Source organism: Paenibacillus sp. VCA1 (assembly GCF_031583795.1).
GTDB lineage: Bacteria > Bacillota > Bacilli > Paenibacillales > Paenibacillaceae > Paenibacillus_AQ > Paenibacillus_AQ albilobatus.
In genome coordinates this window covers 170,360-183,631 of record NZ_JAVLSX010000012.1, presented here as the reverse complement: position 1 = coordinate 183,631, position 13,272 = coordinate 170,360, and the positions used below count along the sequence as shown (strand labels likewise).

Sequence of the window (13,272 nt, the reverse complement as noted above, 5' to 3'; positions counted from 1 at the left end):
AGATGGTAACAGTCTGTCAGCCTAAGATGCTATATGCACTGTCTTAGGACGGGCTGATGAGACAGCCCTGAACTTGGGGGAACTACGGTTAGCAGAAATGCACGACCGACTACCACCCAAGAATCCCGATGATACCGAAGGTGTCAGCTTGCGGCTTTAGCCGTGGGAGTCTCAAAACTTGGAGTACGCTCCAAGTCAAGAGCAGGATTCAACATTAGAAAGGCGGTAGAGATGCTGGGAATTTCATCCGGTTCATTTGGAATTAAAAGAGATTGCGATCCCACTTTTGCCTGAACTTTGGTTGGCCGCAAAAACGGGCTTTGCCGGGACAATCAGGCTGGTCGTCGTCCTTAAATGAGTCATAGAGCAAAGGAGTTGAAGCTTACAATTTCTAACATGCTAAAGACGTATGCAGTCATGCTGAACTTTTTCAGCCAGGCGGGGAAGGGTTTACAGCAGTCGAAGTTCTGATTTAAAATAATAATGGTTTTAAGTTGTCGACAAGTATACTTGTAATATGAGACGATTCGGGAATGGAAAACGCCATAAGGTTGGAACGGTATTGCACGGATATGATAAAATCCTATTATTATGTTTACGAATCGGGATTGCTTTGACAATCCTTGAAATAGGAGAGTTGATTCATGTTGCAGTATCCTTCTGCCTGGCTGCGGAACGCTTCCCTTGGAGAAACCATTGCGTGCGAGCTTAGGCTTCGAATCATTAACGGAACGATCAAGACCGGCGAGACCATCTCGGAAAATTGGGTGGCTTCCGAGTTCGGTACGAGCCGCTCCCCGGTTCGGGAGGCTTTAAAAACGCTCTCAAGCGAAGGCCTCATTCGGCTTGAGCGGATGGGGGCTGTCGTGGTCGGTTTGGACGTGACGGACGTCGAAGAGCTTTACGACGTTCGTTTTTTGATCGAAAGCTTCGTTCAGCAGCGTCTGGCCCGTACGGACGTCACAGATCTGCTTGCCAATCTGCAGCGGATCGTGGACAAGATGGAACTGGCCATGAAGCATAACGATGCCGTGGAATTTTCTTACCAGGACTTATCCTTTCACGAAACGATCATTACGGCGGCGAATCACAACCGGATTTTGCATCTGTGGAAAAGCATCCGGCCGATCGTTATGACCGTCATGCTGCTGACGACCGAGGAGATTTTTTCGAAAGGCGAAAAAAAGCTGCATTCGGTTATCGATAAGCATTATACGATCATGAAGGGATTGGAATCCCGGAAAAGGGACGTGATCGAGCAGGTGGTTGCGGATTATTTCGCGGATTCCAGGAAAACGCTTCACAGCAGCATCCCCGGCCGTTCATCCTGACGTCATAGGCACAAGCCCCTTGCGGACGAGTGCCGTTCAAAGTTGTCGACAAGTATACCAATTTAAATTGAAATGCTGGCAAATGGGCATGATAAATTGAAGGTCATTCATAAATCATCCAGAAAAACCAGGTGAAGAAAGGTAGGTTGTCTTGATGTCCAGTATTTTCGGCATGAGCCATAATTGGACGCTGATCGTTTGGACGCTTGTCGCGATTGCGTTTTTGATCGTATTTATCGCCAAATTCAAGTGGAATCCGTTCGTGACCCTGCTGCTGTCGGCACTGATCCTCGGCTTTTTGACGGGCATGAAACCGCTTGATATCGTGGACTCGGTAACGAAAGGTCTTGGAGGAACGTTAAGCACGATCGCCATCGTTATCGGCCTCGGGACGATGCTCGGCAAGATGATGGCCGAATCCGGCGGGGCCGAACAAATCGCCACGACGCTCGTCAACCGCTTCGGCGAAAAACGCGTGCATTGGGCGATGATGATCGTCGGCTTTATCGTCGGGATTCCGGTATTTTTCGAGGTTGGCGTCATTTTGTTGATTCCGATCGTCTTTACGGTCGCGCGGAAAACGAAAATGTCGCTGCTGCAAATCGGCATTCCGATTTTGGCGGGCCTCTCGACCGTGCACGGCCTCGTTCCGCCGCATCCCGCACCGATGATCGCGATTGATGCATATAAAGCGGATTTGGGTAGAACCATATTGTATTCCCTGATTGTCGGACTTCCGTCCGCCATCGTGGCAGGACCTCTTTTCGGCAAGTGGATCGGCAAACGGATCCAGGTCGAGCCGCCGACGAAGCTTGCGGAACAGTTTTCTTCGAGCGGAGACCGCAAGCTGCCCGGCTTCGGCATCACCTTGTTTACGATCCTGCTTCCTGTTATTCTGATGCTGATCGGTTCGATCGCCACCATTATCGATCCGGAAGCGAAACATGGATTCACCGTATTTTGCGAGTTCATCGGGCATGAAGTGATCGCGCTTTTGATCGCGGTTGTCTTTTCCTTCTTTTCGCTCGGTTTCTCGCGCGGTTTTACGAAAGACCAGATTTCCAAATTCACGAGCGAATGTTTGGCTCCGACGGCAACGATCATTTTGATCATCGGCGGGGGCGGCGCGTTCAAGCAGGTGCTTATTAATAGCGGCGTCGGCGACGCCATCGCGCAAATCGCCACTTCGGCGCATATCAACATCATTTTGTTTGCGTGGTTCGTGGCGGCTCTGATCCGCGTGGCGACCGGTTCGGCTACCGTGGCCATGACGACGGCCGCAGGCATCGTCGCCCCGGTGCTGGCGCTGAATCCCGGAGCGAGCCCCGAACTCGTCGCGCTGGCGACGGGCGCAGGTTCCCTCGTGCTGTCCCACGTGAACGACGCCGGTTTCTGGATGGTGAAGGAATTTTTCAACATGTCCGTACCGCAGACGCTGAAATCATGGACCGTGATGGAAACGCTGCTGTCGGTGGCGGGACTTGCATTCATCCTCGTCATCAGCATCTTTGTATAAGTTAACGCTAGGTTTCATTGATTCAAGAAAGAAGGTTAAAGCATGAGCAATAACATGATGATCGGCATCGATATCGGCACGACGAGCACCAAGGCCGTGATCTTCGAAGAAAACGGCAAGGTCGTGGCCAAAGGCAGCGAAGGATATCCGCTCCATACCCCGACGTCATCGATTGCCGAGCAGGATCCGGACCAGATTTTCGCCGCCGTCATTCATTCGGTGAAGCAGGCGATGGAAAAAAGCGGGGCAGCTCCCGAGCAGATCATGTTCGTATCCTTCAGCTCGGCGATGCACAGCGTGATCCCCGTCGGGACGGACGGCAAACCGCTGATGAACTGCATTACGTGGGCGGACAACCGCAGCGCGGAATGGGCGGAGAAGCTGAAAAAGGAGATGAACGGGCATGAAATCTATTTGCGCACCGGCACCCCGATTCATCCGATGTCGCCGCTGTCGAAGCTGATTTGGCTGCGTCATGACGAACCTGACATCTTCAGCAAAGCGGACAAATTCATTTCGATCAAGGAATATGTTTTCGCGAAGCTGTTCAACCAGTACATCATCGATTATTCGATCGCATCCTCGACAGGGATGTTCAATCTGCAGCAGCTCGATTGGGACAAAGAAGCGCTTGAGCTGGCCGGCGTCAAACCGGACCAGCTTTCCGTTCCCGTTCCGACCACCCATGCGGTTTCGGGACTGAACCCGGTATACGCACAGGAGATGGGGCTTTTGGCTTCCACTCCTTTTATCGTCGGAGCAAGCGACGGCGTGCTTTCGAACCTCGGCGTCGACGCCACCCAGCCGGGCGTCGTCGCGGCGACGATCGGCACAAGCGGCGCGATCCGCACCGTGGTGGACCGCCCCGTGACCGATCCGAAAGGACGGATTTTCTGCTACGCGTTAACCGACAAAAAGTGGGTGATCGGCGGGCCGGTCAACAACGGCGGCATGCTGTTCCAATGGGTGCGGGATGAGTTCGCGGCATCCGAGGTGGAGACGGCGAAACGCCTCGGCCTCGATTCGTACGACCTGCTGACCCGAATCGCGGAGCAGGTGAATCCGGGCTCGGGCGGGCTGTTGTTCCATCCATACTTAACGGGCGAAAGGGCGCCGCTGTGGAACCCGGACGCGCGCGGTTCTTTTTTCGGGCTGACGATGCATCACCGCAAAGAGCATATGATCCGCGCCGTTCTGGAAGGCGTCATTTTCAACATGTATACGGTGCTGCTGGCGATGGAAGAGATCATCGGGCGTCCGACCAAAATCCACGCAACGGGAGGGTTTTCCCGCTCTCCGCTGTGGCGCCAGATGATGGCGGACATTTTCGATCAGGAAGTGGTCATTCCGGAAAGCTACGAAAGCTCCTGCCTCGGGGCGGTCGTTCTTGGCTTGTATGCGCTCGGCAAAACCGATACGCTGGACATCGTTTCCGGTATGATCGGTTCGACCCACCGGCACAAACCTATAAAAGAAAACGCGCAAATTTATCACCGGCTGCTGCCGATTTTCATTAAAATTTCGCGGAACCTGGAAGAAGAATATAAAGCGATCGCCGACTTCCAGCGGCAAATGTTCTAGTTGGCCAAACCGGCGAACCCCCGCATGACACCTGTCATGCGGGGGTTTTTTCGATAAGAGGGGCGGTGAAAAATGGCATATCGCTTCGGGCATCCGGATCCTTTGCAGGAGAATTCGCGCCTATTCAAGCCGGTTTACAGAAAAGCAGGCTTTTCATTCTGCTGCAATTTCCGGAAAACACTATAGCTTCTGCGGGCGCATTCCGAGATGGCGATCGGGTGGAAGCCGCTAATATCCGCATACAGCGTATCGTTCAGCGGAGCGGTCCACGATTCGGGCAGCGCTGCCGCTCCAAGCGATGCGCCAAGAATGGAGCCGACCGTCGCGCCGTTGCAATCCGTATCCCAGCCGCCAAGCACGGCGGTCGTGATTCCTTTTTCGAAATCGCCGCCGGAATGGATGAGCGCCGCCGCGCACAAGGCGGCATTATTGTTGGTATGAACGGGGTGATAGCGCTTGAAGGACTCCCATATTTTGCCCGCCAGCTCCAAGGTGTCTTCCGTTTCCTCGGCGATCTTTACCGCCAAGGCCACATCTTCCGCCAGGCGGCAGTTTTTCGGGATTTCGCTTAAGCCGATTTGGACGATCCGTTTTACGTCGCTTTCAACGAATGCGGCGGCAATCATGGCCGAGCAAAACATCGCGCCGTAAATGCCGTTTTTCACATGCGAGAAGGAGGCGTCCCGCCAAGCCAGCTCCGCCGCCAGCTCAGGCCGGCCGGCTGCGCCGTAAGCATAACCGTCGACGCGGATCTGGGCGCCGATCCATTCGCGGTAAGGGTTTAAATGGCAGCGAACCCAGGCGATATGATTCTCCCAGTCATCCGGCTGTTCTCCGCCAAGTTGTATGGCAAGGCGGGCAAAATTGAGGTATGCCTGCGCCTCGGCCGTAAACACCTGGCCGAGCGGCAAATACCGGTGCCACAGCTTGCCGACATCCCAGGAATCAAAATCCAGTCCCCGCTGTTCGAGCATAAGCAGCCCAAGCACCGTGTAACGAATATCGTCATCGGTTTCCATGAAACGGATATGGTCGCCGCAGCTGGCCAGGCTGCTCCAGCGGGCGATTTCGATGCCGTACTGCGCTTGGGCTGCCGAATCGCTCGGCGTGTAGTGGCGGATCGGCCACTGTCCGGCGCCTTCAAACCACAGCTTGACGTTATGCCATCCCGGTCTGCCGTCCGACCCGCCCATAAAGGCGGGAGCCTCCAGCGGCTTGCCTAGAGCGCAACCGACGGCCCGGCCGAGCCAAGCCCCGTAAAACTTGTCCTGCCACTTGTCTTCGTCCCAATCAACGGCAAGCATGCGCGGGCCTACGGGGCATTCGCTGCGAATCGATTCCAGGCCGTTCGGCTCGACATATTTAAAATCCGGGCTTTGCACAAGTTTCGCGAGCTCATGATAGACGCCCATCAACCGTGATTCATCGGTACCGGCGGCGTCCAGATGTTCCGTGAAACCTGCGACGTCGCATCCCTCTTCCCGGCGCTGCGTTATTTCCGCCGAGACCAATTCCCGTAATCCATGCCACTTCGTCATGGGCGTGCTCCTCCTCCATTGGCGGCTAGCCAATTCGAAATTTTGCACTCATTATAACTTGCATCCGGAAGTCATGACTTCTCAAATCGTGCAGGCAACCCTCTCATTTTTTGCTTTCCGAAAAGTTTCCGCCCGATTGCCGGTAAGCATTCGGGGACATGCCGACCTTTTCGTTGAAAACCCGGTAAAAGGTTGCCATGCTTTGAAAGCCGCAGTCGAACGCGATCTCGGCGACCGTTTTGTTCGTGCCGGCCAAATCCCGTTTGGCCGTATGAACGCGCAGCAGCGACAGATATTCCGAAAAGCGGTAACCCGTCGCTTCCAGGAATGCCCGGCTCACGCGCGAGACGCTCAGCCCGAGTTCATCGGCCAGTTCCTTCAGGCTGATCGGCTCGCGATGGCGCTGCTCAACCAAAGCGGCAAGCGCTTGCGCATGGCGTGCAGACTGAACCATGCCGCTCCGTTCCTCATCCGTAAGCCGGTCGTTATAATGGCGCAGAAGGCGGCCGCATAGCTGAATCAGCGCGCTTTTTGCCATCGCCGGATAGCCCGGTGCTTTCTCCCGCAATTCTTCCGCGACGGCCAGCATCCAGGGGATAAGCTGCCGAGCAAGCGCCGATCCGCCGGGGATATGATTGCAAAAACGCGCGGCACGGTAAGAAAAAGGAAGCAGCAAGCCGGGTTCCTCCTTCAGCAGCAAAGCGGCATCGAAATTAATGAAAAGGTAACGGCTCGGGTCTGCCGGGTCCGCTTGGGCGATGTGCGGTTCCTCGCTATTGACCAGAAACAAATCGCCGGGGCCGGCCTCATACCGTTTATTGCCGAAGAAAAAGAGGCCTTTGCCCGACAAGCAAAGGCCGATTTCGAGGCTTTCATGCACATGGGGCGGCTGCCGGTGCGCCGCGGGCGTCCATTCGAAAGCATTGATGGGGATGGGGTTATCGTACGTGATATGAAGTTTCATGGCGACCTATGCCTCCTGACGGGATCGCTTTCTAGTAAGCACAGAAACGGGAGGCGCCTTGCCTCTGCCGTTTTAACTTTCATATATGCATTTTGAAGCATTTTCCGCCCAGTCACAAGCAGCTCTCGTTCCACCCAAAGTTGACAATGGGTGTTAATCCGTTTAATTGGAGCTGATGTCTATTCAGGAAGGATTCGGCCGCAGCAAACTAGCGCCTCTGCCTTGCTTTTTTTCGCTTGGTTACTTTGAAGAAGAGTTTTTTTTCAATGCCAAAACCACAATTAGTCCGATAATGCACGCCGTACCAAGCCATTGGAAAAATCCAAAAGGCTCTTTCAGCCAAAACACGGTCGTTAAAACCGCAGCCAGCGGTTCCAAACTGCCTAGAAGGCTTGTTTCTTTGGGCGACAGGCTTTGCAAGCTTTCGATATAAAACCAAAAGGCGATCATGGTGCCGAAGAGGATCACGAATACCAGGTATACATAGGCTTCCGGCGTCAAGCTTTTAAAGTCGATTTGCCAAGGGGGATGGATAACGCTTAATCCCAAACCGCCGATGATCATCGCCCAGCCGACAATGACGAGGGAATCGTATTGCTTCAAGAGAGGACCAGCATACAAGGTATAAAAAGCTAGCGCCCCTCCTGACAAAACACCCCAAAAAACGGCAACGGCCGGCACGGATAATTGAGAAACGGAGCCGTTGGTTAACAGGAAAAAACAACCGGTTAAAGCAAGGAAGACAGTCAACAGATCTTTTCGCGTGAAGACCATTTGTTTCCGGAGTATTAAATAGATGATAATCATGACGGGCGCTAAATATTGCAAGAGCGTGGCGACCGCAGCATTCCCATATTTAATCGATGCCATATACGTATATTGAACCGCAAGCATGCCCAGCAATCCGAAGGCAATGAGCTGAAAAGCCGTCTTTTTATTTTTCCATACGACAACGATTTGCGAGCGGTCTTTCGCCAACCATTGAACGGACAAGAGCAGCATGCCGGCGACGAGCAAACGTGTCGTTACAAGCCATTGGATATCGACGGCCGTTTGTTGAAAGAGCTTTTGGGAAACGGTGCCGCTAATTCCCCAAAATATCGCTCCCGTGGTCACAAGAAACAATCCTTTTCTTCCGGATGATTTGTTCATGAACGATTCTCCACCTTGAATATAATGATAGTGTTATAATAGGTGAAAAATATGTTTGAATATATCGATATTGGATATAAAAATACAAATATATTGAGGTTGTGGTCATTTGCAAATTAAAAATTTCAAGATTGGCAAAGATTTGAAAGAACTCACCGAGCATCGAACGGTCGTATTGCCGGTTGCCTGTTACGAAACGACGATTAATCAAAATATACATGGATATATACCGCTTCATTGGCATGATGAAATTCAATTTGTCCGGATGGTCGAAGGGGAAGCATGCTTTCAAATCAATGAAGAGAAATTGATCGTTCGACAAGGTGACGGGCTCTTTATCAATAGCGGCTGCCTGCACATGGCGGAGGAAATGAATGAATCGGGCTGCGTTTATATCTGTTTGAACGTTTCTCCCGATTTCGTCGTATCGCAGGAGCAGTACGCCACGTATGTTGCTCCTTATATTCAAGCGACCAATTTGCCGTATTTATATATCGATTCCAATAAGTCTTGGGGAAAAAACATATTGGATGCTATTGGCAACATTCATCAATGGATTCAACAAAAACCGCCCTACTTTGAACTCGATGTTACGCTAAATCTGACGCTCGTTTGGAAAAACCTGATCACGAACGGCTTTCAACTGGAATACGATCGGATGGAAGCGGTAAAGAGCCGGCGGATGAAGCAAATGTTAAGCTGGATCGATTTGCATTACGCCGAAAAAATCACATTGGATGATATCGCAAGAGCCGGCCAGCTGAGCCGTTCGGAATGCTGCCGGTATTTCAAACGAATGTTAAAAATGACTCCGCTGAATTATGTGATTGATTACAGAATTCAAAAAAGCTTGGTTTGGCTTCAGCGAACCGAATCCAACGTTACGGAAGTCGGCTATAAGGTCGGATTTAACAGCACCAGCTATTTTATCGAAAGATTCAAAAAGGCGAAGAAGATGACACCGTTAGCCTACAAAAAATTAAAAATGGATAATGGAAGCATCCAAACGAATGACGGGTAATCGTCATCAAAACGCAAACGGCAGCCGGTCAGAAGGACCGGCTGTTTTTTTGCTGATCCTTTCGCTGAAACGGTTGTCCCGCTTTCTCGCGAAATTCCCATGAAAATAGTATATTTCCCGGTTCATCCGCCCGGATCGGCGGTTGACATCCCGGGACGGCTGCCGATGATTGACACTAGTAGATTTTGAGAGAACCGTGTTGTTGACCATGGCGAAGCGTGCTTCATACACGTATAAATACAATATCACCACTGTAATCCAATCACTGAAAAAGGAGGGGTGCCGACGATTTTAATAGAGAACGAGATTCTATATTTTCGAAGCAAAGGAGAGTTGTGCACCGGAAATAACATTTTAAAGTTAGAGATGAGGGTTTAACATGCATGATTTAATGGTGATGATTACGGTCTGTTCCTTCCTGTTAACGATCGGTTTCATCTTCTGGCGTCCCCAAGTCAACGAAGCGATCCCGGCAACGATCGGCGCAGTCCTGGTACTGCTCAGCGGCAGCGTGTCCCTGGCGGACCTGGGGCAAATAACGGAAACGATCAGCGGCGCAGCGGTAACGATTATGGCCACCATTGTCATGGCAATCGTTCTCGAGAGCTTTGGGTTCTTCCATTGGGCAACCGAGCTGCTTACAAGGCAGGCCAGGGGCTCGGGGATTCGGCTGTTTTGGCTTACGAACCTGTTCTGTTTTTTGATGACGCTGTTTGTGAACAACGACGGCAGCATCCTGATCACAACCCCCATCCTGCTGATGATGCTCAAAAATATGGGGCTTAAAAACCATCAAAAAATACCGTACTTGATCTCGGGCGCGCTTATCGCGACCGCTTCCAGCGCCCCGATCGGCGTCAGCAACATCGTCAACCTGATCGCGCTCAAAATCGTTCACATGGACTTGTACATGCATACGGCGATGATGTTTATCCCCGCAACGCTTGGCCTCCTCCTGCTTACCGCCATTTTGTTCCTCATCTTTTACCGGACCTTGCCGAAGAAGCTTCCGGCCCAATCGAGCTGGATGCTGGCGCCCGGGCAGCACCCGCTGCAGCAGCCCCTTCAGCAGGAAAACCGCGGTAAATTCATGAGAAATATACTGATTTTCGTTTTCTTCGTAAGAATCAGTTTGTTCGTCGCCTCGTTCATTCATTTTCCGGTATCCTTGATGGCCGTCATCGGATCGGCGTTTCTCCTCGCCTGGCGTTGGTATCGCCTAAAAATTCCGCCTACCGACATGCTCAAAAAAACGCCCTGGTACATTCTCGTTTTTGCCTTCAGTATGTACGTCATTATTTACGGATTGAACAACATCGGTTTGACGGATTGGCTGATCCAGGTGCTGCAGCCGCTTGTATCGGGCAGTCTGCTGTACGCCAGCGTGCTGATGGGCGGTTTGCTCAGCATTTTATCCAACATATTCAACAACCACCCGGCATTGATGGTCGGGACGATGACCCTGACGAATATGGGGCTTGACCCGCTCACCTTAAAAATATCATACCTGGCCAGCGTCATCGGAAGCGATATCGGTTCCCTGCTGCTGCCGATCGGCACGCTCGCAACCTTGATGTGGATGCATATCGTGCGCAAAGGCGGCGTCAAAATCAGCTGGGCCCAATACCTGAAGGTGACCGTCATCGCGATTCCCGTCACCGTCCTGTTTACGTTAATCGTTCTTTCGTACTGGGTCGGCTGGATTTTTTGAGATATAAAGGGATGGGAACATCGCCGGAACAACGGGACGAAAAAAAGACCCGCGTTTTCAGGCAGGTCCAAGATATAGATGATGGATATAGGATAATTTATGCCGATGAGGCAATAGAAGGTGCAGGTGAATATCCGTCTCAGACATGGAACCATTCGTGACGGAATAGCATGAAACAGGACTTCAGGCGTAATCGGTGCCCGAGGTCCTATTTTCGTTTAGAAGGAAAATGATGGATTTTGTCGAATAAGGAGAGTATCGAAAAAAGGAAGGAAGAGTGCAGGATGAATATGAAAAAAAGCGGGCGGCGGTCCTTGCGGGACAAAGGAGCGCCGAAGAGAATGGCACAGCAGGGAACTCATGCAGCAATCGGAGCGTTCCGCAAATGGGCGGTCGTTCCATTCGTTGCGGCGGGGCTGCTGCTGGGAACGTGGGCGGCGGAGACCCCGGCATTTGCCGCGCAGGTCCAAGCGGACGGGATGGATCAGGATCAACGCGAGGCCTTGGCATACCTGAACGACGTCCGGGCCAAAGCGGGACTGCAGCCGTTGCAGCTCAGCGGCATGATATCCCAGGCGGCCCGCCTCCATGCAGTGTATTACAACGAGAATCACGACAAAAAGCAGGAAAGCGCCCATAACGAAACCAAAGGGATGCCAGGCTTTACCGGCGCAACCGTTACGGACCGGTTGAAAGCGGCAGGATGGACGTACGGTTCGAAGGGATATTCGACAGGCGAGGTCATGCATTACGGGCAGGCCAGCAGCAAACAGGCGGTCGACGGCTGGCTGGATACCGCCTATCATCGCAAAATCATTCTCAGTCCCAAATACAGGGAGGCCGGTTTCGGTTTGGCGGACGGAACGGCCGTGGCCGATTTTGCCGGTTTTTCGGAGCCTGCTCCGATCCAAGGGGGAATCTCGGTTTATCCCTATGACGGCATGAAAAACGTCGGGGTCGGTTTTTACGGACTTGAATCTCCGAACCCGCTGAGCCAATTTAACGTCAAACATTCCGGCTACATCATTTCGGCCACGACGGAACGGGATATGGTTTGGCATGATGCGAAGATCACCGACGAAAGCGGCGGGGACGTGCCGTATAACGAAGAGCTTTACGGCGGGGACACGTTGTTCCTGTTTCCCAAGCAAGTTTTGAAAGGCAATCATACATACAAGGTGTCCCTCTCCTACGAGATGAAAGGGACGTCCGGAAAGCTGCAAAAGACATGGTCGTTTACCACCGGCAAAGGGCATCAGTTGGTCTCCGTCCAATCCAAATACCCGGAGCTTGTTCTGAATGAAGGCGGGGAACTGCAGGTTTCGGCGCAGGGGCAATACGACGACGGAGTGACGGAGCCGGTCCAATCCGGAATCGGCTACGCGAGCAGCGATCCGAAGGGGCTCGCCGTTTCGCCGGATGGCCTGTTAAAAGGCATCAAGCCGGGAAATTACACGGTGACGCTGGCTTTAGGGAGCATTCAAAACCGCGTCAAAGTCCAAGTGCTGCCCAAGCTGAAGCAGAAGGAATATCCGGGAACCAACCCCGCCACCATGAAGGATATTGCCGGACACCGCAGCCAATCCGCGATCGAATGGGCCCTTCGGTCGGGAGTCATGAGCGGTGCGGACGGCAATTCGTTTCGTCCTGACGCAGCGGTGACCGAGGCCGGGTTCTGGTCGGCGCTGCTTCATATGTACCGAATCGACGATGCGGCGTATGCGCCGGCGAAAAAAGCGTATGGGACGGACGGCGCTTACCAAATCGCGAAGGAACGGAATATTCCGCTGGCCGGAATCGCGAACGTCGCCGCAAGGGAACAGTCCATGCCCCGGCAAAAAGCGGCCGAAATCATCGCCGCGATCGACGGGGTGAACTACGCCAACACCTATGCCGTGTGGTACGTCATGGGGATGGGTTACGCGCAGGGCGTCACCGACAGCTCGCTCGAAGGCTTCCAAAGCGAAACGCTGCTTACGCGCGGAGAAACGGCGAAGCTGCTTCAGTACCTGCAGCCCAAGCTGAAGGAGCTTCGCGGGCGTCCTGCGTCGCCCACGCCTGTAAGCGAACTTCCGCCGCTCCCGGCGCGGGAAGTATACGAAAAGCCCGCCCGGCTGGAGAATTTGATGTTTATCGCGGATTTTCATGCCGATCGCACGCTTTCGCTTGAAGGAAAATTTGCAAGCCATGCGGGAGAGACGCTGAAAATCATGGTGCAGACCGGGGGAACCAAACCGAAGCAGATTGAGGACCTTCAAGTGACGCTGAACAAGGAAGGCGTTTTTCGCTTGGATTCCGCGGGTCCGTATAACGAGGATGCCTTAAACTTGTATCTGGTCACGCCGGAAGCTTATTATTGGATCGATGTCGCTGCCGGCAGATTTAACGTCAGCCAATATCAACCGTAACAGTTTGCCTGAAGCCGCTCCTGAACAGGAACGGCTTTTTTTTGCATGTT

General features: G+C 52.8%; 9 protein-coding genes. 6 read left to right on the top strand and 3 right to left on the bottom strand.

All coding sequences use genetic code 11. From position 1 onward, the window contains the following. The first annotated feature begins 647 nt into the window (after positions 1 to 647). The 3 genes from RJP21_RS24780 (at position 648) to gntK (ending at position 4,428) form a co-directional block, all read left to right on the top strand. Positions 648 to 1,331, top strand: coding sequence for a GntR family transcriptional regulator (locus tag RJP21_RS24780; RefSeq protein WP_310861680.1), 684 nt, complete (start codon positions 648 to 650; stop codon positions 1,329 to 1,331). Between the two features lie 154 nt (positions 1,332 to 1,485). Further along, entirely contained in the window at positions 1,486 to 2,847 is a 1,362-nt protein-coding gene (locus RJP21_RS24775) for a GntP family permease (protein WP_160043719.1), read from the top strand. Between the two features lie 42 nt (positions 2,848 to 2,889). Then, positions 2,890 to 4,428: a gluconokinase gene (gene gntK / locus RJP21_RS24770; protein WP_310861672.1), complete on the top strand. Its 1,539-nt coding sequence runs from the start codon at positions 2,890 to 2,892 to the stop codon at positions 4,426 to 4,428. A 134-nt stretch (positions 4,429 to 4,562) separates the two neighbouring features. On the opposite strand, the gene RJP21_RS24765 is transcribed toward gntK, so the two are convergent. From RJP21_RS24765 to RJP21_RS24755, 3 genes are all read right to left on the bottom strand, one after another. After that, positions 4,563 to 5,966 (bottom strand): ADP-ribosylglycohydrolase family protein, encoded by a 1,404-nt coding sequence (locus RJP21_RS24765; RefSeq protein WP_310861671.1) that lies wholly within the window; start codon positions 5,964 to 5,966, stop codon positions 4,563 to 4,565. A gap of 103 nt (positions 5,967 to 6,069) precedes the next feature. Beyond that, positions 6,070 to 6,930, bottom strand: coding sequence for a helix-turn-helix transcriptional regulator (locus RJP21_RS24760; RefSeq protein WP_310861670.1), 861 nt, complete (start codon positions 6,928 to 6,930; stop codon positions 6,070 to 6,072). Positions 6,931 to 7,170: 240 nt separating this feature from the next. Then, positions 7,171 to 8,082: an EamA family transporter gene (locus tag RJP21_RS24755; RefSeq protein WP_310861669.1), complete on the bottom strand. Its 912-nt coding sequence runs from the start codon at positions 8,080 to 8,082 to the stop codon at positions 7,171 to 7,173. 109 nt (positions 8,083 to 8,191) lie between these two features. On the opposite strand from RJP21_RS24755, the gene RJP21_RS24750 reads away from it, so the two are divergent. The 3 genes from RJP21_RS24750 (at position 8,192) to RJP21_RS24740 (ending at position 13,222) form a co-directional block, all read left to right on the top strand. Continuing rightward, positions 8,192 to 9,103: an AraC family transcriptional regulator gene (locus tag RJP21_RS24750; protein ID WP_310861668.1), complete on the top strand. Its 912-nt coding sequence runs from the start codon at positions 8,192 to 8,194 to the stop codon at positions 9,101 to 9,103. Positions 9,104 to 9,482: 379 nt separating this feature from the next. Continuing rightward, positions 9,483 to 10,814: an arsenic transporter gene (locus tag RJP21_RS24745; RefSeq protein ID WP_310861667.1), complete on the top strand. Its 1,332-nt coding sequence runs from the start codon at positions 9,483 to 9,485 to the stop codon at positions 10,812 to 10,814. Positions 10,815 to 11,098: 284 nt separating this feature from the next. Beyond that, complete coding sequence (locus RJP21_RS24740) at positions 11,099 to 13,222, top strand: CAP domain-containing protein (RefSeq protein WP_310861666.1); 2,124 nt, start codon at positions 11,099 to 11,101, stop codon at positions 13,220 to 13,222. The last annotated feature ends 50 nt before the right edge of the window (positions 13,223 to 13,272 follow it).